General features: G+C 69.1%; 20 protein-coding genes. 6 read left to right on the forward strand and 14 right to left on the reverse strand.

Going from position 1 to position 22,084, the window contains the following annotated elements; all coding sequences use genetic code 11:
• Both KDB89_RS13900 and cls read right to left on the reverse strand, forming a co-directional pair.
• Entirely contained in the window at nucleotides 1-1,401 is a 1,401-nt protein-coding gene (locus KDB89_RS13900) for a M15 family metallopeptidase (protein ID WP_219082026.1), read from the reverse strand.
• Between the two features lie 263 nt (nucleotides 1,402-1,664).
• Nucleotides 1,665-3,125, reverse strand: a complete 1,461-nt coding sequence (cls, locus tag KDB89_RS13905) for a cardiolipin synthase (protein WP_255555995.1) — start codon at nucleotides 3,123-3,125, stop codon at nucleotides 1,665-1,667.
• 83 nt (nucleotides 3,126-3,208) lie between these two features.
• On the opposite strand from cls, the gene KDB89_RS13910 reads away from it, so the two are divergent.
• Nucleotides 3,209-3,817 (forward strand): GyrI-like domain-containing protein, encoded by a 609-nt coding sequence (locus tag KDB89_RS13910; RefSeq protein WP_219082028.1) that lies wholly within the window; start codon nucleotides 3,209-3,211, stop codon nucleotides 3,815-3,817.
• A gap of 15 nt (nucleotides 3,818-3,832) precedes the next feature.
• Here the strand turns inward: KDB89_RS13910 and KDB89_RS13915 are convergent, their stop codons facing one another.
• Both KDB89_RS13915 and KDB89_RS13920 read right to left on the reverse strand, forming a co-directional pair.
• The gene (locus KDB89_RS13915; protein ID WP_219082030.1) at nucleotides 3,833-4,423 is read right to left on the reverse strand and encodes a 3'-5' exonuclease; all 591 of its coding nucleotides are present in this window, start codon (nucleotides 4,421-4,423) and stop codon (nucleotides 3,833-3,835) included.
• A gap of 55 nt (nucleotides 4,424-4,478) precedes the next feature.
• Nucleotides 4,479-5,324 carry a LysR family transcriptional regulator gene (locus tag KDB89_RS13920; protein ID WP_219082033.1) on the reverse strand — a complete coding sequence of 282 codons (846 nt, stop codon included), beginning with the start codon at nucleotides 5,322-5,324 and terminating at the stop codon, nucleotides 4,479-4,481.
• A gap of 68 nt (nucleotides 5,325-5,392) precedes the next feature.
• On the opposite strand from KDB89_RS13920, the gene KDB89_RS13925 reads away from it, so the two are divergent.
• Both KDB89_RS13925 and KDB89_RS13930 read left to right on the forward strand, forming a co-directional pair.
• On the forward strand, nucleotides 5,393-6,316 hold the full coding sequence (locus KDB89_RS13925) for an EamA family transporter (RefSeq protein ID WP_255555997.1): 924 nt from the start codon (nucleotides 5,393-5,395) through the stop codon (nucleotides 6,314-6,316).
• On the forward strand, nucleotides 6,313-6,900 hold the full coding sequence (locus tag KDB89_RS13930; RefSeq protein ID WP_219082035.1) for a hypothetical protein: 588 nt from the start codon (nucleotides 6,313-6,315) through the stop codon (nucleotides 6,898-6,900). Before KDB89_RS13925 ends, KDB89_RS13930 begins: the two co-directional genes overlap by 4 nt.
• Before the next feature lie 3 nt (nucleotides 6,901-6,903).
• On the opposite strand, the gene KDB89_RS13935 is transcribed toward KDB89_RS13930, so the two are convergent.
• Together KDB89_RS13935 and KDB89_RS13940 are read right to left on the reverse strand one after the other, a co-directional pair.
• Nucleotides 6,904-7,527: a hypothetical protein gene (locus tag KDB89_RS13935; protein ID WP_219082037.1), complete on the reverse strand. Its 624-nt coding sequence runs from the start codon at nucleotides 7,525-7,527 to the stop codon at nucleotides 6,904-6,906.
• 27 nt (nucleotides 7,528-7,554) lie between these two features.
• On the reverse strand, nucleotides 7,555-8,565 hold the full coding sequence (locus KDB89_RS13940) for a serine hydrolase domain-containing protein (protein WP_219082039.1): 1,011 nt from the start codon (nucleotides 8,563-8,565) through the stop codon (nucleotides 7,555-7,557).
• Nucleotides 8,566-8,702: 137 nt separating this feature from the next.
• Here KDB89_RS13940 and KDB89_RS13945 point away from each other — a divergent pair, with 137 nt between their 5' ends.
• Nucleotides 8,703-9,455, forward strand: a complete 753-nt coding sequence (locus tag KDB89_RS13945) for a hypothetical protein (RefSeq protein ID WP_219082041.1) — start codon at nucleotides 8,703-8,705, stop codon at nucleotides 9,453-9,455.
• Between the two features lie 66 nt (nucleotides 9,456-9,521).
• Here KDB89_RS13945 and KDB89_RS13950 read toward each other — a convergent pair whose 3' ends face one another.
• From KDB89_RS13950 to KDB89_RS13985, 8 genes are all read right to left on the reverse strand, one after another.
• Complete coding sequence (locus KDB89_RS13950) at nucleotides 9,522-9,935, reverse strand: hypothetical protein (RefSeq protein ID WP_219082043.1); 414 nt, start codon at nucleotides 9,933-9,935, stop codon at nucleotides 9,522-9,524.
• A 296-nt stretch (nucleotides 9,936-10,231) separates the two neighbouring features.
• Entirely contained in the window at nucleotides 10,232-10,981 is a 750-nt protein-coding gene (locus KDB89_RS13955) for a hypothetical protein (protein ID WP_219082045.1), read from the reverse strand.
• Nucleotides 10,982-11,185: 204 nt separating this feature from the next.
• Entirely contained in the window at nucleotides 11,186-11,986 is an 801-nt protein-coding gene (locus tag KDB89_RS13960) for a hypothetical protein (RefSeq protein ID WP_219082047.1), read from the reverse strand.
• Nucleotides 11,987-12,344: 358 nt separating this feature from the next.
• On the reverse strand, nucleotides 12,345-13,325 hold the full coding sequence (locus KDB89_RS13965) for a helix-turn-helix transcriptional regulator (protein WP_219082048.1): 981 nt from the start codon (nucleotides 13,323-13,325) through the stop codon (nucleotides 12,345-12,347).
• A gap of 175 nt (nucleotides 13,326-13,500) precedes the next feature.
• The gene (locus KDB89_RS13970) at nucleotides 13,501-14,877 is read right to left on the reverse strand and encodes an anaerobic glycerol-3-phosphate dehydrogenase subunit C (protein ID WP_219082049.1); all 1,377 of its coding nucleotides are present in this window, start codon (nucleotides 14,875-14,877) and stop codon (nucleotides 13,501-13,503) included.
• Nucleotides 14,874-16,184 carry a glycerol-3-phosphate dehydrogenase subunit GlpB gene (gene glpB / locus KDB89_RS13975; RefSeq protein WP_219082051.1) on the reverse strand — a complete coding sequence of 437 codons (1,311 nt, stop codon included), beginning with the start codon at nucleotides 16,182-16,184 and terminating at the stop codon, nucleotides 14,874-14,876. The genes KDB89_RS13970 and glpB overlap by 4 nt, the downstream gene beginning before the upstream one ends.
• On the reverse strand, nucleotides 16,181-17,806 hold the full coding sequence (gene glpA / locus KDB89_RS13980; RefSeq protein WP_219082053.1) for an anaerobic glycerol-3-phosphate dehydrogenase subunit GlpA: 1,626 nt from the start codon (nucleotides 17,804-17,806) through the stop codon (nucleotides 16,181-16,183). The genes glpB and glpA overlap by 4 nt, the downstream gene beginning before the upstream one ends.
• A 295-nt stretch (nucleotides 17,807-18,101) precedes the next feature.
• Entirely contained in the window at nucleotides 18,102-18,995 is an 894-nt protein-coding gene (locus tag KDB89_RS13985; RefSeq protein ID WP_219082054.1) for a helix-turn-helix transcriptional regulator, read from the reverse strand.
• A gap of 99 nt (nucleotides 18,996-19,094) precedes the next feature.
• Here KDB89_RS13985 and KDB89_RS13990 point away from each other — a divergent pair, with 99 nt between their 5' ends.
• Together KDB89_RS13990 and KDB89_RS13995 are read left to right on the forward strand one after the other, a co-directional pair.
• Entirely contained in the window at nucleotides 19,095-20,678 is a 1,584-nt protein-coding gene (locus KDB89_RS13990; RefSeq protein ID WP_219082056.1) for an MFS transporter, read from the forward strand.
• 36 nt (nucleotides 20,679-20,714) lie between these two features.
• Nucleotides 20,715-21,931 (forward strand): IS3 family transposase gene (locus tag KDB89_RS13995; RefSeq protein ID WP_219079980.1). Its coding sequence is split into 2 segments (ribosomal slippage): nucleotides 20,715-20,991 and nucleotides 20,991-21,931, totalling 1,218 coding nucleotides; the frame shifts between segments, so codons are not numbered across the junction.
• The last annotated feature ends 153 nt before the right edge of the window (nucleotides 21,932-22,084 follow it).

A 22,084-nucleotide genomic window follows, 5' to 3' on the forward strand; every position in this document is an offset into this window, starting at 1 on the left:
TCACCCCTGGAAGTGCTGCCAGTCCCAGCCGGAATACCAGTCGAAGCCACGCTTCTTCAGCTCCTTGACCAGCGTGGAGTTGGAGTGGAGCAGGCCCATGACCTTCGGCCGGTACGTGCCGTACTTCGACGAGGGGTACCACTTGCCGTTGACGCGGTACGGGTTCTCGTAGGTGTTGACGTCGACCGAGCGGCCGTAGGAGTGCGGCGAGACGCGGTACGGGTTGCCGGTGACCTTGCGGCAGTTGAACGCGGACGTGTTGTTCGCGGCCATCATCGTGACGTCGTCGGCCTTCCACACGTCAGGGTTGCTCATCCGGTTGACGTTGAAGCCCTTGAAGAAGGCGGCCTTGAACGCCGCCCGGACCTTCGTGGCGACGTCGCGACGGACGATCAGCTTGCCGGTCGCGATCTTCCCGTCGTAGTCCCAGTAGGTCATCGTGATGGTCGACAGCTGGCTGGTGCCGACGGGGCAGCCGGTCTGGTAGGTGTACTTCACCTCGGAGGCCTTGGTGTTCGTGATCGACGACTTCCACCCGGCGATGCGCTTCTGCGTGAAGGTGTCGGAGTAGACCCAGCCGAGCTTCGAGTCGATCCGCAGCCGGTACGTGTGCGACCCCTTCGTGACCTTCTTGTACAGCTCGATGGTGAACTTCCCCGACGAGTCGGCCTTGCCCGAGTCGACGTTGACCCAATTCTTCCCGTTGAAGTACTGCAGCTTCACCGTGCGGCTGGAGGCGCCCTTGATGGTGCCCTTCACGTAGCTGGCGAAGTGGATGACCTTGGTCTTCGCGTAGCTCGTGACCGTGACCTTCGCGGTGCGGGTGAAGACGATGACATCAGACGTCATGGTGAAGCCGCCGTGGGTCGCGCGGACGCGGAACTTCTGCGTGCCGACGGTGTTGAGGCCGTAGAGCAGCCGGAGCCGGAACGTGCCGTCCGCGTCGGCGGTCACGCTGTTCACCTCGCGCCAGGCGCCCGAGTAGTACGCCTGCACGACGACGTCGGCCTCGACTGCGGGGGAGATGGTGCCGCTGGCGTAGCCGTAGGTCCCGACCGGCTTGGTGGTGTCGGCCTTGACGGTCAGCGTCGGCTCGACCGCGATGGCCTCCACGCGGGAGTTCGCCGGTGTCGGGGCATCTTCGGACGGCGTCGCCGTGGTCGGAACCTGCGTCGGTTCGGCCGGCTCAGCCGGCTCGGGGGCCTCACTCGGGGAGGCGCTCGCCGACGGAGCAGCGGACTCCGACGGTGCGACGCTGGGCTCAGCGCTGGGGCTCGGGGACAGGCTCGCCTGGGCGTCGGGCACGGGGCTCGGCACATCCTCCGCGACCGCGGTGAGCGTCGAGGCGGCCAGCGCAACGCTGACGAGACAGGCGACGGTGAGCCGCTTCGCACTTCTCATGCGGGTCACCGTAGCAAGGCCGGGGCTCCCCCTGCGCGCCCTCAACCGCGCCGCCGCGCCTCAACCGGGTCGCCGAACTTGTCGAGGTGCCCCGAGCGAAGCGAGGGGTCAGACCCGGCCACGACGGGCCCAGGTGAACCCCTTCGACAAGCTCAGGGCCTTTCGACAGGGCCTGTGCTGAGCCTGTCGAAGTGCTCAAGGAACCGGGTCGCCGAGCCTGTCGAGGTGCCCCGAGCGAAGCGAGGGGGCAAACCCAGCCAACGTCAGTTGAGCGCCGACGCGAGGCGCGCGATGCCGTCCCAGAACGTCCGACGGAGCGGTTCCTTGCGCCAGTCCTCCAGCGTCAGCTCGCGGCTGATCTCGCGGTACTGGGCCTCGACGTTGCGCATGTCGGCGACGAACGACTCGCCGCGGACCATCATCGACACCTCGCAGTTGAGCGTGAACGAGCGGATGTCCATGTTCGATGACCCGATGACGGCGATGTCATCGTCGACCGAGAAGAACTTCGAGTGGAGGATGTACGGGCCCGGGTAGAGGAAGATCCGCACGCCGGCGATGAGCAGCTCCTCGTAGTAGGAGCGCTGCGCGTGGAACACCATGGCCTGGTCGCCGATCTCGGAGACGAACAGCTGCACGTCCAGCCCACGCTGCTTGGCGATGGTCATGGCGTAGAGCATGGCCTCGTCGGGCACGAAGTACGGGCTGGTGATGATGACCCGCTCTGTGGCGCCGTGGATCAGCGAGAGGAACAGCCGCAGGTTGTTCTCGGTCTCGTAGCCCGGCCCGCTGGGCACGATCTGGCAGAGCAGGTCCTGCGGCTGGGCGGGCACCTCGGGCGCGTCGATGTGCTCGCTGATGAGCTCCTCGCCGGTCTCGGCGAGCCAGTCGGTGAAGAAGACCGCGTCGATGGCCGCGACGGTCGGGCCCTCGACGCGCGCCACGAGCTCGACCCATTTGAGGCCGCGACGGTGGTTCTTCTTCGAGTTGTAGGTGCGGTCGATGAGGTTCTGCGACCCGATGAAGGCGACGGTGCCGTCGACGACCAGCAGCTTGCGGTGGTTGCGCAGGTCGGGGCGCTGGTACTTGCCCTTCAGCGGCTGCACGGGCAGCATCCAGGCCCACTGCACGCCCATCCGGTCGAGCTCGGCCAGCATGTGCTTGGCGCCGGGAAGCTTGCGTGACGCGATGTGGTCGGTCAGCAGGCGCACGGTGACGCCACGCTTGACCGCGTTCTCCATGGCCTCGAAGAAGCCGCGCGTGGTGTCGTCGAGGGAGGCGATGTAGAACTCGACGTGCACGAACCTGGTGGCCTTCTCGATCTCGCGCGTCATCGCGTCGAGCTGCTCCCGGTAGTCCGTGATGAGCTCGGCGGAGTTGCCGGCGACCGCCGGGAGGTGCGTGAGGGCACGGTTCTGCTCGACGACGCGCTGGAACCAGCGCGGCCACCCAGGGTCGGCGATGGGCACGTCGGCCGCGTGCTCCGCGAGCAGTCGGTCGACGAGCTTCTGCTCGTCGCGACGACGCTTCGGCAGATGGTAGAAGCCGATGAGGAGGAACAGGATGGTCCCCAGGTACGGGATCAGCATGATGGCCAGCAGCCAGGCCATCGCGGACGTCGGCTTGCGGTTGCGCGGCACCACCATCAGCAGCACGATGCGGATCACCAGGTCGATGAGCAGCGTGACGGTCCAGACGACGTTGATCCACATGTCACCGTTCACGGTGCCTCCCTTTCGCGCGGTCGGGCGTCGAGAACGCTACCGGATCCGGCCGCTGGGCACCCGGGCCGTGGGATCCTCGGACGGTGAAGCACGACGTGAAGAAAGGTCCCCTGTACCGGGCGGGTACCGCGGATTTCTCGGAGGTGGTCGTTCCGCCCACCCGCTACCTCGCCGTCGACGGCCACGGCGACCCCAACACGGTCGACTCCTACCCCACCGCGGTCGAGGCGCTGTACACGACTGCCTACGGCGTGAAGTTCGCATTTCGGGCGCGCACGGGCGACGACTTCGTCGTCGGGCCGCTCGAGGGACTGTGGTCGAGCGATGATCCCGCCTCGTTCGCCGCCGGACGCAAGGACGCCTGGGACTGGACGATGCTGATCCCACTCGTCGACGCCGTGAGCCACGAGGACGTGGCGGCCGGGCTGGAGAAGGCCGCGGCGAAGAAGCCCGACCTCCCCGCGGCACGGCTGCTCGAACTGCACGAGGGCAGGGCACTGCAGATCCTGCACGTCGGCAGCTACGACGACGAGGCCCCGACGCTGGCGCGCCTGCACGACGAGGTCATGCCGGCTCTCGGCGTCACGTTCAACGGCCCGCACCACGAGATCTATCTGAGCGACCCGCGACGCGTCGCGCCTGGGAAGCTGCGGACCATCCTGCGCCAGCCCGTGCGACCGGCGGCCGGGTGACGGAGGTCCGGCCCGTCAGCGCACGCGGAGGCGCGCCCTGCGCAGCTCCTTGACCTGGACGTCGAGCGCCCCCGCCAGTTCCCGCAGGCTGCCCACGTGCTGCAGCTGCCGCCGCATACCGTCGACCACCGCGACCACCGCGCGGGCGTCGGCCAGGGCGTCGTGGTGCCCGACCATCACCTTCCCCACCGCCTTCATCACGGTCGGCAGCTTGTGGTCGGACAGCGGCCACAGTTCCTTCGCCATGTCCCTGGTACAGACGTACTCCAGGTCTGGGGTCTCCAGCCCGTCGACCTCGCAGGCCTGGCACAGCACGCTGGCGTCGAACGATGCGTTGTGCGCTACGAGCACGTCGCCGTCGATGAAGTCCACGACGCGCGGGAGGAAGTCGCGCCACCGTGGCAGACGGGCGACGGAGCCCGCGCTGATGCCGTGTACCCGCACATTCCAGGGGCTGAAGTCGTCGTGCCCCGCCGGCGGGCGCATGAGCCAGTGCCGCTCGTCGACCGTGACGCCTCCGCGGACCTTCACCAGCCCGACGGAGCACGGCGAGCCCCTGAAGGGGTTGGCGGTCTCGAAGTCGATGGCGGTGTAGTCGAACGGCATAGGGCGAAGTCAAGCACAGGGCCTCAGGGGCAACGGGGCCGAGGCCGATGAGCCGTCAGGAGGCGTAGAGGGCGGTGACGGCCTGTACGAGGTCGCGGAGCCCAGGCGGCGGGTCGCCGCGCCACCAGGCCAGCCGGACGGGGATCCGCGAGGCGTCCTTGATGGGCCGGTAGGTGACGCCGGGCCGTGGGTGGTGGTGGGCCGTCGCCTCGGCCGTGGTGCCGACGCCCCGGCCTGCGGCGATGGCGTCGAGCCAGCTGTCGACCTCGTAGGTCTCGACGAAGCGTGGCTCGCGGCCCGGCCACAGCAGCGGTCCCGTGGTGCCGACCCGCGGGTCGATCACGACGGTGCGTTCGGCGATCTCCGCCATCGTGACCTGCCGTCGTCGCGACCACTGCGCGTCGTCGGAGGCGAACGCGACGAGCCTGCGCTCCAGACCGACGACCACCGAGTCGAACCTCCGCTCGTCGACGGCGACCCGCGTGACGGCCACGTCGGTGAGGCCCTCGACGAGCCCGGACGAGGGAGTGTTGACCCGCACGAGCTCGAGATCGATGTCCTCGCGGGACCAGCCCCGCTGGAGCTGCGCGGTATGGCTGCCGAGCGCGGCCCAGGCGTAGCCGAGCCGCAGCGTCGAGTGGCGGGTGGCGACGAACTCGGTGAAGCGGTCGGCCTCAGCGAGCACGCGCCTCGCCTGCGGGAGGAGCCGCTGGCCGGCCCCGGTCAGCTCGACGCCACGCGGGAGCCGCCGGACCAGCCGCTCCCCGAGGGCCCGTTCGAGGCCGGCGATGGTGCGCGAGACGGCCGCCTGGGAGACGTGCAGTCGCGCCGCCGCGTCGGTGAAGGTGCCGGCGTCCACGACCTCGGCCAGGAACCGCAGCTCCCTCAGAGTCCACTCCATAACCACAGCGTATGGCTCTCACAGATCATGCACTTCACTAATGGGATACACGGCCGTACGGTTCTCGCGTGACCACGACCACCACCCCCGCCGTGGCGGCCCCGATCGCCGCGGCGACCGCCAGCTCCCGCCAGCGCGCCGGCGGCATCGCGGCCCTCGTCGGCGGCTCGGCGTCGAACCAGGTGGGCGCGGCCGCAGGGGCGCACGCATTCCCGGTCATCGGGGCCGTGGGCGTCGTCGCGATCCGCCAGCTGACCACCGCCGCGGTGCTCGTCCCCCTTGTCAGGCCCCGGCTGCGCGCGCTGACTCGCGCACAGTGGGGGCCGGTGCTCGGCCTGGTGGCGGTGTTCAGCGTGATGAACCTGTCCCTGTACCTGGCCGTGGACCGGATCGGCCTGGCACTGGCCGTCACGCTCGAGTTCCTCGGGCCGCTGACCGTCGCGCTGCTCGGATCGCGGCGTCGGATGGACCTGGCCTGCGCGCTGCTCGCAGCCGCGGGGGTGGTCGTGATGACCCGGCCCGGGCCGACGACGGACCTCCTCGGCGTCGCCCTCGGGCTGACGGCCGCGGCCGCGTGGGCCTGCTACATCCTGCTCAACCGCAGCGTCGGTCAGAGGCTGCCCGGCCTCGAAGGCACCGCGGCCGCGAGCCTGGTCACGGCCCTGGTCTGGCTCCCCGTCGCAGCGGTGTGGTTCGTGCTTCACCCGCCGACGCCGTCGGCGCTCCTGCTGGCCGTCACCTGCGGGGTCCTGTCGTCGGTGGTGCCGTACGTGGCGGACCTCGTGGCGCTCCGGCGGGTGCCCGCCCAGCTGTTCGGGACGCTGTCGAGCGTCAGCCCGGTGTGGGCCGCGCTGGCCGGGTGGCTGCTGCTCGGCCAGGCGCTGGAGGTCCACGAGTGGCTGGGCATGGCACTGATTCTGGCGAGCAACAGCGTCGTTTCGGTGGCGGGTCGCCCGGGAGTGCGACGGGGTGGAGGCACAATCGGCGCATGAGCGTGCGACGCATGATCATCACCATCGCGGTGGTGGCATGCGCCCTGACCGTCGGCTGCTCGGCACCGTCCCGCTTGCCCGAGTCCGTGGCGACCACCGCGTCGCCGCCTCCTGCCACGCAGTCCTGGGAGGGGCCCGTCCCGACCGAGACCGGGTCGCCGGACACGCCGTCGACCGCCCCGAGCCCGACCCCTCCCCGATCCGGCGGCACCCCGGTGTCGCGTGGGCGCTTCCAGGACGCCGAGAGCGGCACGTACTACTTCGTCAGTCCCAGCGGGAACCTGCACTGCGCCATCGACACGTTCGAGGCTCAGCCCGCTGCGGCCTGCCAGTCGGACGCCCCCGTCGCGAACCTGCGGGACTGCCCGGACTCCCCCGTCGTCGCGTTCTCGCCCGACCGAGGAGCCGCCACCGGCTGCACCGAGGGGCGGCCGTTCTACGGCGGGGACAGGGTGCTCGAGTACGGCCAGTCGCTGACGGTGGAGTCGCTGACGTGCTCGTCGCGCACCACCGGCATCACGTGCCTCGACGACGACCGTCGCGGATTCACGGCCGCCCGCGCCGGGTTCATCACCTGGGGGTGAGCGTCAGGGTCGGGCCCAGGCCCCGTCGACGGGGCCTCCGTAGATGCTGAACCCGTCCGCGGGGCCAGGGTTGTAGCCGATCGTCCCGCATCGCTGGCACCAGACGGCCTCGCCGTTGAGGAGCGCGGCCGGGCCGAACTCCTTCCTGGCCGCAAGGAAGCCGGGTCGGTCCTGCTTCATGGCCATCGCCGGGTCGCCGACCAGTACGTCGTAGGAGCCGCAGGCGGCGCAGTCCAGCTCGGGGTCGAAGTAGTCATCCTCGTAGGGCTCAGGGGTGTCGTCGTCATGGTCGAGGTGCCCGATCAGGAACCCGAACCGGTCGCACGCCTCGCAGACCCAGCACGTGAAGATCTCGTCGTCGGTGAAGTTGTCCCGCAGGTCCTCGAAGGCGGCCGGGTCGAACTGTTCGAGTTCGGCGTAGTCGACGCGACGGGCCGGCTGCCCGCAGACGTGGCAGACGGGGTTGGCGCGGGCATCCTCGTCGGTCTCGTCGGCCGCAGGGCCGAAGGCGACGCGTCTCCCGTCGTTGACGTCCACCATCACGGTGCCGTTCGCCGCCACGGGAAGCGTGTAGTCCGCCTCGGGGCGGGGCCGCTGCGCGCCACGCTGCTTCTTGCGTCTGCCCATGTGTCCTCCTGAGTCCGGGTCACGAACCTACAGGTTGTCGATCCCGAGCGCCTCGCAGACGCCCCAGGCACCCATGCCCGTCGTCGCGAGCACCGACGTCGTGGTGCCGGTCGCGACGTCGTGCTCCGAGGCGAACGACGATCCCGCGTCCATCCCGACGAGCCGGACCCGGCCTGGGCCGGGCACCCAGAAGCCCAGGCCGTAGCCGACCCCCTCGCCGCTCTCGTCGGCCGAAGTGACCATCGAGGTCATCTGCGTGACCGCGTCGGCCGGGACGATCCGCCCCGCCAGGAGCGCCCTCCAGAAGCGGTGCAGGTCCGCGGCCGTGGTGTAGATGCCACCGTCGCCGCCGCCGATGACGGGCAGGTGGAAGACGTTGGTGCGCCATGCACCGTGGACCTGTACGTAGCCGACGGCCGCGTCGCCGGGGAGCTGGTCGCTGCGGAGGTAGTCGGTCGTGGTCAGCCCGGCCGGGCGGATTACGCGGTCGCGGACGAGCTCGTGGAAGTCGATGCCGGAGGCGCGTTGGGCGAGGATCGCGAGGACGACGAAGCCACCGTTGCAGTAGCTGAACCTGCTGTCAGGCTCGAAGATCGACTCGTGGCCGTCGAGGACACCGAGGTAGTCCTCCGGGGAGACATAGCCGCTCATCGGACCGGGGAGGAGATACTCGGAGAGGTCTGCGTCGTCGTCGAGGTACTCGCCGATGCCCGAACGGTGGGCGAGCAGATGCCTGACCGTGACCCGGTCGTCGATGAGGGGGAGGTCGTCGGCGAGGATCGACCTGGCCGTCGTGTCGAGCGTGAGGGTTCCGTCGACGACGAGGCTCATCACGGCCAGGGCGGTGAATCCCTTCCCTCCGCTCGCGATGGCCACGCGGTGCGTGGGCGTCATCGCAATGCCGTGGCGCCGGTCGGCGAGCCCCCAGGCCGTCTCGAGGGTCGTCTCGTCTCCGACGTCCACGCGCGTGACCCCGGCGCTGGGCTCCGCGAGTGAATCGGTGATCGCCGCGTCGACCGCGGCCTGCTGCGCTGTCATATGCCCAACTCTAGGCAGGCCGGGTCCGGAACCCGCCGGAAGCTGTCAGCAGGGTGTCAAAGCGCTGTGAGCCGAACCTCCGGCGGCGCCGGGGTTGGCCGCGGGTGACAGACTGGGCGGCTGAAAGGTGGTCCACGATGCGGCGACACGCCCCCACGATCCCGGCCCGGACGATCGGCCTTGCGCTCAGCCTGACGGCGGTGGTTGCGCTGAGCGGCTGCTCGACGGCCACGACCGGCGACTCGTCGGCCTCGTCGTCGGCGAGTTCGGCGGTCACGCCCTCGGCTGCGGCAAGCTCGGAGTCGGCGTCGCTGCCGACCGCGTCGACGTCGTCGTCCGCCGTCGGCACGGAGGAGGCCGCGCCGGCGGGATACCGGTACGTCGAGGCCCCGATGCTCGGGCTGACGCTGGCGATCCCCGAGGACATGTCGATCCTCGCCTCCGGTTCAGCGTTGACCACCATGACCGACGAGGAGTTGCAGTCGGAGGCCGAGGCCGAGGGCAAGACGCTGGAGGAGTTCCACGAGCGGTGGGACAACGTCGACCTGGTCGCCTACGCCGACGACGTCAGCGACGGCGTGATCAGCGTCGAGCTGACCTTGGCGCCCACGCTGACGGAACTTCCGGTCGGAGACACGCTCGTGACGGCCGCCACCAAGTCGGGACTCGAGGACGCCTCCACGTTCGAGATCGACACGCTGTTCGGCACCGGCGTCGGCTACCAGGCCACGAACCCTGCTGACGGCGACGCGGCGGCGTGGGTGATGTCGGGCGTGTACATGCAGCACACGGACGGGACTGTCTTCAGCCTGACGCTCTACACTAGCGACGAGGACGCGATGGCCGAGACGATGCCGGTCGTCCTCGATTCGATGGCCACGGTCGGCTGACCCTCAGACCAACCCGGTTCCCTGAGGCCGACCCGGATCCCTGAGCGAAGCGAAGGGTCGAACGCCCTAGCCTTGTTGACAGAGGCCGGCGAGCGAGGAGAGCGACCCCTGCATCTCCGCCTTCGCCGTCTCCAGGCTCGCCTCGGAGGTGGTGTCCCCGTCGACGAGCTGCTGCAGCACGTCGCGGACCGCGGCGACATCCTGGCGGGTGGCGTCGAGCGCCTCCTTGACCTCCGTGTTCGACACGGACGCGGTCAGCGTCCCGAACGTGACGGCGAGCTGGGTCCATGCGTCAACCGCGCCTTGGGGATCGGTGTCGAGGGAGTTCGACGTGTCCTGCAGGACTGTCACGACCTCCGACAGCGGCTCGTTCAGGCTGGCACACGCGTCGGCCACCGACTGGTTCGAGCCCCCGGAGCATCCCGCGAGGCCGACAACGACGGTCACGGCCAGGGCACAGCTGACGAGACGACGATTCACGATGATTCCTTCCGCCCCGGCATCTCGCACGGGGACCCGTCGAGCGTAACCCGACGCCGCACGCTGACCAATCCGGGTGGGGGGCGACTGCACTCCGAACCGGTCCCGACCCGTCGCTCGGCTCAGGGCATTCCCGTTCCCAGCTTGCTCCGCTCCCCCCGCAGCCAACCGCCTCACCTTTCCCGCACAACGATGCGTATTTCGGGACCGCTGCACCATGGGCGCAGCAGCGCCGAAATGCGCATCGTTGTGCACCGGAACCGAGCCAGCTGCGCGAACGTCAGTCCCGACTGGGCTCAGCCCGCAGCCACGCAACCGGTGATCTCAGGGGCGGCGACCCAGATGTCGGCGTTGTTCATACTCCCGGCCGGGCAGAGCAGGGAGAAGGTATAGGTGAAGGTGACGACGCCGGTGGACGTCGCCGTCAGGGTCACCGGATACACCTTGAGGCCCGTGCCATCGGCGGTGTAGTCCGACAGCGGGAATGACCCCGCGTCAGTCACTCCCTTGTCGCCGACGTACCGACGGATAGGTGTCATCGACACACCCGCGCCAGACGCAGTGATCGCCACCGCGTGTATCGCGGAGGTTCCGGAGTAGATCACCGACAGCTTGAACGGATAGGTCTGCCCCGCGACCGCGTTGTAGGTGAAGGTCGCCGTGATGACCCGTGCCGCGTTGTTCCCGCTCGTGTTGGCGCGGTCGTCCATGGACAGGAAGCCCTTGGTCGTGGGGAGCGACATGTCCCACGTGTAGCCCGTGATGCCCCTGGACGCGAGGGCTGCGTCGAGTCCGTCCCAGTCGCTCGGGGCCGCGCCGGGCGTCCATCCAGTCGTGTAGACGGGCCACGTCCCATTCCAATAGTCGCCCGAACGTGCCACAGTCGGGTAGGCAGGATTACCGCTGCGGTTGGTTCCGGCGGCCAACCGGTACTCGCCGTTGTGATACAGCTTCACATCACCCGCAACCGACCAGCCCGCGGCTGTCGCCGTACAGGCCTGCGTCACGGAAGCGGCGTAGGCCGGAACCGCCGTCGCCATCAGCACCGCCGGGGTGGCCCAGGCCGCCCCCCCTGACCATGGTTCGCCGACTCACCTGACGGGTCGTTTCGTCGATCGTCATCTTCCCCCCTGTGGGGGACTGATCGCCACCCCCATGGCGCCCGGTGGTATCACATGCCGGGGTCAATAGTGTGGCGCAGAGTTCGCCTTTTGGGAAGCGGCAAGCGAAACCCGCAGGTTCCACTCGGATCAGGCGGTGCAGCCGCCGGTGAGCCTCGGATTGGCCACCCAGATGTCGGTGTTGTTGCCAATTCCGATGGGCTGGAGCAGGGTGAAGAGATACGTGAACGTGATGGTTCCCGACGACGTCGCCGTCAGCGACACGTTGGTTGTCTGCGTCGACTCCTGCGTCACGCGCGTGTAGTCGCCAAGTCCAGCGTTACCGCCGTTAGTCACGCTCGTGGTGCCGAAGTACCGGCGGATCGGCGTCATCGATACCCCCGCCCCGGCGGCGGTGATCTGCAGGGTCTGGATCGCGAGCGCCAGAGCGGAGTACTGCACCTCGAACGTGAAGGTGTGCGTACCGGCCGGCACCAGATGCGTGAAGGTCGCCGTAATCGCCCTCGCCGGGCCGGCACCAGTGCCTGTGGACCGGTCGCCCATCGAGAGGAAGCCGGGGTTCGGCAAGGTCATCTGATGGGTGAAGGTCACCTTCTTCGCGGCGATGGCAGCATCGAGGTCGGTCCAACCGCTGGCTCCGGGAGTCCAGCCGGTCGTGTAATACGGCCAGGTGCCACTGCCCTTAGTGCCCGACTGGGCTGCCGTCGGGTAGGCAGTCCGTCCGTTGCTCGTGGTGCCTGCAGGGTAGCCCGACGTCCCGTTGTGGTAGATCGTCGTTCCCGTGGTGACCGACCAGCTTCCCGCGGTCGACCGGCACGCCGGCGTGAACGACGCCGCGTAGGCCGGCAGCGTCGCCGCAGCCAGCACCGTCGGCACGGCCCAAGCCGTACCGGTGACCACCGCGCGGCGTCGAACCTCCAGGGTCGTCACATTGTCTGAGCCCATACCTGCTGCCCCCCACTGGCGTGAGCCAGAGATCTCGTCTGTACCGGCAGACTCCACTCTGCCGCCGCCAGATTATTGCGCATTTCTGCCCTAGTGGGAAGGGTTTTGACCAAAACACCTAGGTGTTTGTACTCAGGTACTCATCCTCACGGCCCCGGAGCCGCCAACCGACCCGGCGGAGGGGCCAACTGCCCGCCGTATGCCAAGTCTCCTCATGCGGATCAGCGCCCACGACGTCGCGCAAGCGCCTCCACGTACACAACTGTGGCCAGAGCTGCAGCACTCGGACCACGTACGAGTGCTGCGGCTCTGGCCACAGTTGTGCGCGGCGGGTCGTCCGGCACTACCCGGAGGCGTCTGCGACAGACACCGAACGCAGTGCGCGCTGCAGCGACGATAGTGAGCCGAAGCCGCAGCGGCGGGCCAGGTCTGCGCGGGTCACCGAAGGCTCGGAGCGCAGGAGTTCAAGGGCGGCGACGGTGCGCGCGTGCTGTAGGAGTTTGACGAACGTGGTCCCGCCGTTCTGCAACTCGACCTGGATGGTGCGGACCGCGACGTTGAGATGCCGCGCAACGTGCTCGATGCGCAACTCGGCCTCATGGAAGTGGTCGAGGATGTAGCGGTGCACCCGCGAGAAGAGCGGCTCGACGGGCGTGCGGCGACCGAAGGCGCTCACCAGAAGGCTCCGGACGACCTCGAGCGCCACGGGTTCGAGAGCCTCGGCGATCTCGGGCCGCGGGTCCACAATCGTGCAGGTGTTGGCGATGAACGATAGGAGCGGGGCGAGCATGGCGGGGGTCACGGCACGGCCCTGCGGTCGCTCGGCGGTGGTCGGCACCAGGTCGGCGAACCGATCCGCTTCCATGCTGATGTAGAACACCTCGGTCCGGGGGCCGGAAGTGCTGAACCTGATGGGCGTGGTTCCCGGAAGCACGAGGCTGATGCCGGGGTCCCACGACAGGATGCCGCCTTCCGACTCGATCTCCAGCGCCCCCTTCACCCGGATGATGAGTGTCATGGTCTCGGCCGAGAACTCGTCACGGGGCCACATCACGATCGTTTCCGGCAGGGTGACATGTGCGAACACCAGGTTGGGGAATCCGGCGACGCGGGCGAGAATCTTGTCGCGCACGACAGACAGCACCTGCAGATTCGCCCGCTGCAGATAGGCGATCCCCTTCATCGAGGAACGGACTTCCTCGTCACCGTGCACGACGAAGTCACTGCGAACCAGGCGTGTCGCCCCTAGCCGTCCCTCCCATTGCGTTCGCCGCGCGTCGGCCGGCAGAAGCGGAGGCTGCTCAATCTCATCCGTCGGCCCCATACCTGTGCAGCTAAGTATGAAAGCTGCATTTCGTCAAGGCGGCGGTGAAATTACCACAGCAACGCAACGCACGACCAATCGGCGTTCGGCCGTTGTGCTCGATACCTACGGAGCGGCACCGACCGCACAGACGCCGGGCCTCTCAGGCCGTACACCCGGCGCCGCGGCCCTCCGATCACACCTCGGGGCTGAACACGTCCGAGAGGCCGTAGGCGGCGTGGATCACGTGGACTGGGTGCACGGTCGAGACGCCGGTGGAGTTGCGGATCTGCCAGCGGCAGGTCTCCGTGTCGCAGACGGCGAGGCCCTCGTTGTGCTCCTTGACCTTCTCGAAGAGGTTCCTGCCGACCGCCTGGGCGACGTCGTACTTCTCCTTCTTCAGGCCATAGGTGCCCGCGATGCCGCAGCAGTTCTCCTCGGACTCGATGACCCGGATGCCCGGCACGAGCTCCATCAGGCGGATGGCCGGCATGCCCATGCCCTGGCTCTTGACCTGACAGGGCGCGTGGTACGGGATCTTCATCTCGAGGGTCTTGAAGTCGGTGGGCAGCTCGTCCTCGTCGAACAGGTCGAGGAGGAACTCGCTGGTCTCACGCATCCGGGTGCCGACGCTGCGGACAGCCGGGTCGTCGACGCCCATGATCTCGTGCGCCTCGTGCTTGATCATGCCCGCGCAGGAGCCGGAGCTCGAGATGACGGTCAGCTCCTTGCCGGCGGCGTTGAGCTGCTCGCACAGCTTCACGACGCGCTTGCGTGCGCTGTCGAACAGGCCGTTCGACTGCTCGGCGAGCCCGCAGCAGCCCTGCTTCGGGACGAGGACCTCGAAGCCGAGGTGCTCGAGCACCTCGATGGTCTTCTTGGAGGTCTCCACCTCGAAGTACGTGCCTGCGCAGCCGGTGAAGAACACGACGGGGCCGCGGTCGGGCTGCCCTGGGCGACGGGGGGCGGGTCCCTTGCGGTGCTTGAGCCAGCCCTTGATGCTCTGGCTCTGGGCGACGGGCATCGGCGCGTCGCGGTGCACGCCCACGACCTTCTCGACGGCGACGCGGATCGGCTTCTGCTTCAGCGCCCAGTTCGCGACGGGGGCGAACGGCGTCAGCAGGCGACCCTCGAGCTCGGTCTGCGTGATCAGCCGGTCGCGCAGCGGCATGTGGTCCTTCTTCATGACGGCGCGCGCCATGGAGTTGATCTCGGCGATCTTCACGTCCTGCGGGCAGTTGAGCGTGCAGATGCCGCAGCTGGAGCAGTAGTCGAGCGTGTGGTCGACCGACTCGCCGTTGCGGAAGCGCTCGGCCTGCGGGCCGACGAACTTCGGGCCGCTGAACAGCGGTGTGACCTTCGCGACGGGGCACATGGTCTCGCAGATCGTGCACTTGACGCACTGGTCCAGCGACACGCGGTTCAGCTGCTGCGCCTCGTACGTGTTGGGGTTGTCCTTGATGCGCGGGCTCACGGCCGCCAGGAGTTCCCACACCGTCTGCCCGGGCGCGAGGCCGGGCCGGGGCCCGAGCTCCTCGACCGCCGTCTCGTTGGTGTCCAACAGGTCGCTCATCGCTGTCCTCCCGCGAGATTGCTGATGATGGCGTCAGCGGCACGTACGGCGCTGGCGACGGCGATGCCCTCGCCGCTCTTCTCGTCCCATCGCTGGGCCCCGGCGAGCACCCCGCCGGCCGCGTACAGGTTGCTGTAGACCGGCTCCCCGGTCGCCGGATCGACGACGACCATGTCGTCGTTGGTCGCGACACCCACGCTGAACAGCGGTTGCTGCCCGGCCCAGGTGTCGTGGATGAGCTCCCCGGCCGGGATGGCCAGCGGGAGCCCGAGGATCGTCTCGGACACCTTCTGGTAGGAGTCCAGTTCGAGCGTCCCCGACTCGAAGCCACCCGCGGCGAGCAGGAACGCCCGCGCCTTCAGGTGCGTGTCGTGGCCGGTGGTGCCGACGACGCCGGCCTGCAGCACCCCGCCGGCGGAGTCGGCGCCCAGCACGTTGCTGCCGAGGAAGACCTCGACGCGCGCCTCCTTGGCGATCCGGGTGAGCCGGTCGTTGAGCCGCATGCCCGGCACGCCGGGCGGCGGCACCGGGATCTCGAACAGCGGGGACCCGACCTGCGAGCGCAGGTCCGCGAACGCCGTCGGATCCTCGTGGCCGAGGACGGCGGGCAGGGCGATGGTCTCGCCCGGCCGCCCCAGTGCCTTGAGCTGGTCGACGAGCGCGCCGCGGCGGGCCGGGTCGTCGAGCGCTCGGGCGATGTTCAGGCCCGTCGAGTCGACCTCGCCGTCTCGCGCGGGGAAGCTGACCCAGTCGGCGCGGGCCTCGAGGCGGCCGCCGCCGGGCAGGTCGTTCAGCGCCAGGTTGCCGGCGATGAGCTCGGGCGTGAAGTCCTTGAACTCACGGATGCCGACGACCACCACCGCGGACCCGGCGCGCAGCGCGCCCGGCTTCGCGGGGTCGAGGCTGACGACGCCGTCGGCCATCGACGGCGGGTAGTAGGCGGTGGGCCGAAGGGCCCCGACCGCCGTGGGCAGCGCGACGTTGACCTCGGCGTCACCGACCAGGTAGTCCTCCCCCAGCAGCTCGGCGAGGTAGCCGACGCCCTCGCGGATCGCATCGGCGCCGGTGTGGGCGTAGGGGTGGGCGATGTCGCTGGCGCGGTGCTGGTCGGCGAGGAACTCGTCGAGCTCGTCGAGCGGGCGCGCGACGCGCTGCGGCCGGTAGCCGAGCACGTCTACGGTGCCCTGACCGAGCTGCAGGCCGCCGCGACCCTTGTGGACCAGCGCGACCGACAGGCCGGCCTGGCGCAGCCGGATCGCCGCGAGGAGGCCCGAGAGCCCCGCTCCGATCACCATGACGTCTCTCATCGGGCCACCTCCACGGCCTCGCTGTCGGCCGGGACACCCACGGGGTATCTCTCCGGCGGATTCTCGTCGCCCGGCGCGTGGTCGATGTCGAGCGTGCCGCGCATGATCCACTCGTCGAGCGCGGTCTGGCGCACCTGGGCGCCGGCCAGGATCGGCCACAGGCCCATCCAGCGGTGCTTCATGAACTCGCGCAGTTCCAGCGTGGCGCCGGCGGAGTCCTGGATGCCGTTGGTGCACAGCAGCCCGGCGGCCCTGGTCGAGCAGAACCCGCCCTGGCAGGGGCCCATGCCGAGGCGGAGCCGGCGGCGCAGGTCGTCGAGGGTCGCGTCGGGGTTCTCCTCGGCCAGCTCAGTGAACATCTGCCTACTCATGAGCTCGCACTCGCAGATGATCTGGTCCTCCTGGAACTGATGGTCGCGTTCCTCGAGGCGGTGGGTCACCTTGTAGTTGTGCGTCTTCCTCGACGTGGGCACCGGCTCCTGGTCCGTGGTGCAGGGGCGGTCCTCGCCGAGCTGCTCGCACATGATGTCGACGATGCGTTTGGCCATCAGACGGTAGGTGGTGAGCTTGCCGCCGGTGATGGTGAGCAGGCCGTGCAGGTCGTCGCGCTCGAGGTGGTCGAGCACCGACATGCCGCGGCTCATGTGACGCGTGTCGGTGGCCTTGACGCGGTTGTCCTTGACGAGCGGCCGGGCGCCGGACCAGGCGTGCACGGCGCGGGCCTCGCGGAACCCGTCGATCATCGCGGCGCCGGAGTCGAGCATCTGCTGGACCTCGTTGCGCGGGATGGGCAGGTTGTCGGGGTCGTCGGCCTTCACGTCGGTGGTGCCGATGATGGAGACGGTGTGGACGGGGACGAGGATGTCGCCGTCGGCCGGGTAGATGCAGCGGTTGACCACCGAGTTCACGAGGCGGTGGTTCATCGCGATCATGATGCCGCGGCCGGGGACGACGTCGACGTCGTGGCAGCCGGCGAAGCCCGCGATCCGTCCGGCCCAGGGCCCGCCGGCGTTGATGACGAAGCGGCAGTCGATCGTGATCCGTCCGCCGGCCTTGCGGTCGACGCACTCGACGGCGGTGACCCGGTCGCCGACGCGGTGGATCCTGTCGACCTCGTGGTAGGTCAGCACGGTCGCGCCGTGTTCCTTCGCGGATTCAACTGCGCCCCACACCATCGCCCAGCCGTCGACGGTGCCGTCCAGCACGGCGAAGGCCCGCTTGGTGCCCTTGTGGAGGCGGGGTTCGCGGGACAGCGCCTGCGCGATCGTGATCTCCTCGGCCGGCATGTGCGCCTTCGCGGCCCCGGCCATGAAGCCCTCGGAGTACTCCTCGGAGTCCTCCGGCGTGACGACGAACAGGCCGCCCGTCTGCTCCACCGCGTCCGTGTGGATGCGGGTGATGATCGCGTTCTCCTCGGCGCACTCGCGCGCCGACTCGGGATCCGAGATCACGTAGCGGCCACCCGAGTGCAGCAGGCCGTGGTAGCGGCCCGTCGTTCCCTGCCCCAGATCGGCCCGGTCCACCAGGACCACGGAGAGCCCTCGCATCGCCACATCGCGCGCGACCCCGGCTCCCGTGGCACCGCCACCGATAACGACGACGTCGACCGACAAATCCGTCATGTCCACCTCCATGAATGGGTCTCTTGCACCTGCGCAATAACCCGTTCTGCCAGAGTAGAAGTGCTGCACCTTGGGAGCCATGTCGCTGAGCGGATGTGCACGGCGAGGTAACTCCGTCGGAACCAATGACCTGCACGTTACTACGCACGACGCCCACATCTGGGCGGCGGGGAACCGTTCAGCGGCGCCGCATGAACGCGAATTCCCGCACTGTGTTTGGCGCCTTTATTTTGGATAGTCGCATGTTTTTAAAAAGGGGTCGCAGATTCCCCGTCCCCGTGACGATTCCGGGCCGTCAGGCGGGGACACCGTCGTCGGACGGGGTCAGCGTCCAGCTGGCCAGGAGGCTCAGCGCCCGCTCCGCGTCGGAGTCCGGCGGGGCGCTGTAGACGTTGAGCCGCTGACCGGGGTCCCCGGGCAGTTCGAGGGCCTCGTAGTCCAACTCAAGGTCGCCCACCAGCGGGTGATGGAGCCGCTTCCGCCCGGAGCGGTGGTAGCGGACGTCCTGCGCGGCCCACAGCCGCCGGAACTCCTCGCTGCGGGTGGAGAGCTCGCCGATCAGGTCACTGAGGTCCTTGTCGTACGGGTCCCGACCGGCCTCGATGTGCAGGAAGGCGACGCAGTCGTCGGCGACCTTCTCGTAGTCGACGAAGAACTCGGGCGCCGACCGGTCGAGGAATATGAAGCGGGCGGTGTTGGGCGGCTGGCCGGGCGTGTGGGCCTCGGCGTACTCGTAGATCGGCGCATACAGCGCGCGCCCGAGGTCGTTCGAGGCGAGGATGTCGAACCGCTGGTTGCGCAGGTACGCCGGGGAGGCGAGTTGGTCGAGCAGCCGCTGGATCGTCGGGCGGACGCGCCGACGGGCGGCGGGCTTCTTCCGCGGCCGTGGCGTGCTCGCCGAGTGGACAAGCCGGAACAGGTGGTCGCGCTCGGCCTCGTCGAGGCTCAGGGCGTGGGCCAGCCCGTCGAGGACGCTCTCGGAGACGCTGCCGACGATCCCGCGCTCGAGTCGCGTGTAGTACTCGACGCTGATGCCGGCCAGCAGCGCGACCTCCTCGCGGCGCAGCCCCGTGACGCGACGGTTGGCTCCGTAGACGGGGAGGCCGGCCTGTTCGGGCGTGATGCGGGCGCGTCGGGAGGCGAGGAACTCGCGGAGTTCGGTGGTGGCGGGGCTCGGTCGGCTGGGCATGCTCCCACGCTACGCGGCCTGGCCGTCCGCGACAGACCCTGCCAGTACCCCTCTCCGGCGGGTCTGGTTGGCTCGGCGAACCGGGCGTTTCCTGGATACATGAGCACTTCACGAACCCCGGCGGGATCGACGACGGCGGGCCCGCAGCACCCGCGCGCCATCCTCGTCATCATCCTGGTCAGCTACTTCCTGATCCTGCTGGACAACTCGGTGATCTTCACGGGGCTGCCCGCGATCAGCGAGGCGCTGAACATGAGCGCGGCGGGGCTGTCGTGGGTGCAGGACGCCTACACGCTCGTGTTCGGCGGCCTCCTGCTGCTGGGCGCGCGCCTCGGCGACATCCTGGGTCGCCGTCGGGTGTTCGTCGCGGGGCTCGCGATCTTCGTGACGGCGTCGTTCCTCGTCGGCGTGGCGCCCGCGTCGTGGTGGCTCATCGCCGCGCGCGGGCTGCAGGGCATCGGCGCGGCGATCGTCGCCCCGTCGGCGCTGTCCCTGCTGACCGCCAGCTTCCCCGACGGCCCGCAGCGTGACCGGGCCGTCGCTGCCTATGCCGCGACCGCGGGCATCGGCGCCAGCCTCGGCATGCTAGTCGGCGGGGCCGCCGCGCAGTGGGTGTCGTGGCGCGCCGGGTTCTTCATCAACGTGCCGCTGGGCATCGCGATGGCGATCCTCGCGCCGCGGTACCTGCCCGACACGTGCCCCGAGCCCGGCCACTTCGACGTTGTCGGCGCGCTCGCCGCGACGCTGGGCGTCGGCGCCCTGGTCTTCGGCATCCTCGAGTCCGCCACGCGCGGCTGGGCGGACCCCGTCGTGATCGTCTCCGTCGTCGCGGCCGTCGTGCTGATCGCCGGGCTCGTCGCGAACGAGCGTCGCGTCGCGCAGCCGATCATGCCGCTGCGCCTCTTCAACGACCGCCGTCGCTGGGGCGCCTATGCCGCCCGCGCCCTGTACCTGGGCGCGATGATGGGCTTCTTCTTCTTCACGACGCAGCTGATGCAGGACGCCCTCGGGTTCACGGCCTTCCAGGCCGGCCTCGGGTTCCTGCCGATGACCATCGTGAACTCCGCCGTCGCGCTCGGCGTGCCGCGCATCGTGAAGCGGTTCGGCTCCGCGCCCGTGCTGGTGGCGGGCGTCGCGTTCACCCTCGTCGGCATGACGTGGCTCGCGCAGGTCGACGACGCGAGCGTCTACCTGACCGGCGTCGCGCTGCCGATGGTGCTGATCGGACTGGGCCAGGGCCTCGCCTTCGCGCCGCTGACCAGCTACGGGATCATCGATGTGCAGCCGGGCGATGCCGGCGCCGCCAGCGGCCTGGTCAACACCGCGCATCAGCTCGGCATGGCGACCGGCCTGGCGATCCTCGTCGCCGCCTCCGCCCACGCGGGCGAGCTGACCGCGCAGGTGTCGACGGCGATGACCTGGGGCAGCGGAATGCTGGCCCTGTGCCTGGTCGTCGTCCTGGCCGTGATCGTCCCCGCCCGCCGCCTGCGGCGGGCCCCCGAGCCCGCCAATCGGCTCCCTGAGCCGACCCGGTTCCCTGAGCCGACCCGGTTCCCTGAGCCACCATCCGGGTCCCTGAGCTCGTCGAAGGGCGTTGAGGAGGCGCCCCGGCGCCGACGAAACGACTCAACCCGACCACCCCAAGGCACCCCATGGGCCTACCCTGGATTTGTGGACACCTGAGTAAGCGGGATCGTGGGTTCCGCGGGAGGGTGCCTGATGGCAGCAGAGAAGAAGAGTCGTCGGAGGTACACGGCGGAGTATCGGGCCGAGGCGGCTCGGTTGGTGATCGACACCGGGCGGCCGATCGCGCATGTGGCCCAGGAGTTGGGTATCGGGTCCCAGCTGTTGGGGCGGTGGGTCCAGGCGGAGCGTGATCGGGACGCTGGCGAGCCCGACGGCGATCTGAGCTTGGACGAGCGGGCCGAGTTGAAGCGGTTGCGTCGGGAAGTCAGCGAGCTACGCAAGGACAACGAGTTCCTGGGAAAAGCAGCTGCCTTCTTCGCGTCGAAGCCACCACGATCGAACGGTTCGAACTGATGGCGGCGGAGAAGGCCAACTTTGAGGTGGCCCGGATGGCGCGGCTGTTGCGGGTGTCCAGGTCGGGTTACTACCAGTGGGCCCAGCGCCGCGTGGCTGGTCCGAGCAGCCGGGCTCGCCGGCAGGCGAGCTTGGATGAACGGGTCCGTGCTCTGCATGAGGCCTCTGACCAGGTCTACGGCGCGCCGAGGATCACCGCTGATCTCCACCAGGAGGGCACGGCAGTCAACGTGAAGACGGTCGCTTCGTCGTTGCGTCGGCAGGGTCTGGAGGGGATCTCCCCGCGCTCGTTCTCGCCGGTGACCACGATCCCGGGGGTCCCGACTCACCACATTCCCGACCGGGTCAGCCGCGAGTGGGACACGGGAGAGTTGAACAGGGTGTGGGTCTCGGACATCACCTACCTGCGGACCGGGGAGGGCTGGCTCTACCTGTGTGTGGTGCGTGACGGGTGTTCCCGGCGGGTGCTGGGCTGGGCGATGGACTCCCACCAGGACAGTGACCTGGTCGAACGCGCGTTGACTATGGCGAGAACCCTCCGTGGTGACGTCCCGGGGCAGGTCGTGTTCCATGCCGACCGCGGCACGCAGTACACCTCCGACCAACTGCACCGCGCCGCGAAACGCCTCGGGGTGGAGCAGTCGATGGGACGCACCGGGGTGTGCTTCGACAACGCGATGGCTGAGTCGTTCTGGTCCACGCTGAAGCACGAGTTCTACCACCGGCACACCTGGCCGACCCGGGCCCAAGCCCGACGGGAGGTCGCCCGCTGGATCGAGGTCGTCTACAACCGACGACGACGTCACTCAGCCCTGGGCTACCAACGCCCCGTCGAGTTCGAAACCACCAAGACCCAGACCGACACCGGCCGGGTCACCAAGGATCAAGCCGCGTAAGCGGCACGTGTCCACAATTTGCGGAGAACCCCACCCAGTCCCACCTCTCGACAAGCTCGAGGCGTTTCGACAGGGCCTGTACTGAGCCTGTGAAGTGCTCAACGACCCGGTTCCCTGAGCCGACCCGGTTCCCTGAGCCTGTCGAAGGGCGTT

The organism is Tessaracoccus palaemonis, assembly GCF_019316905.1.
GTDB classification, from domain to species: domain Bacteria; phylum Actinomycetota; class Actinomycetes; order Propionibacteriales; family Propionibacteriaceae; genus Arachnia; species Arachnia palaemonis.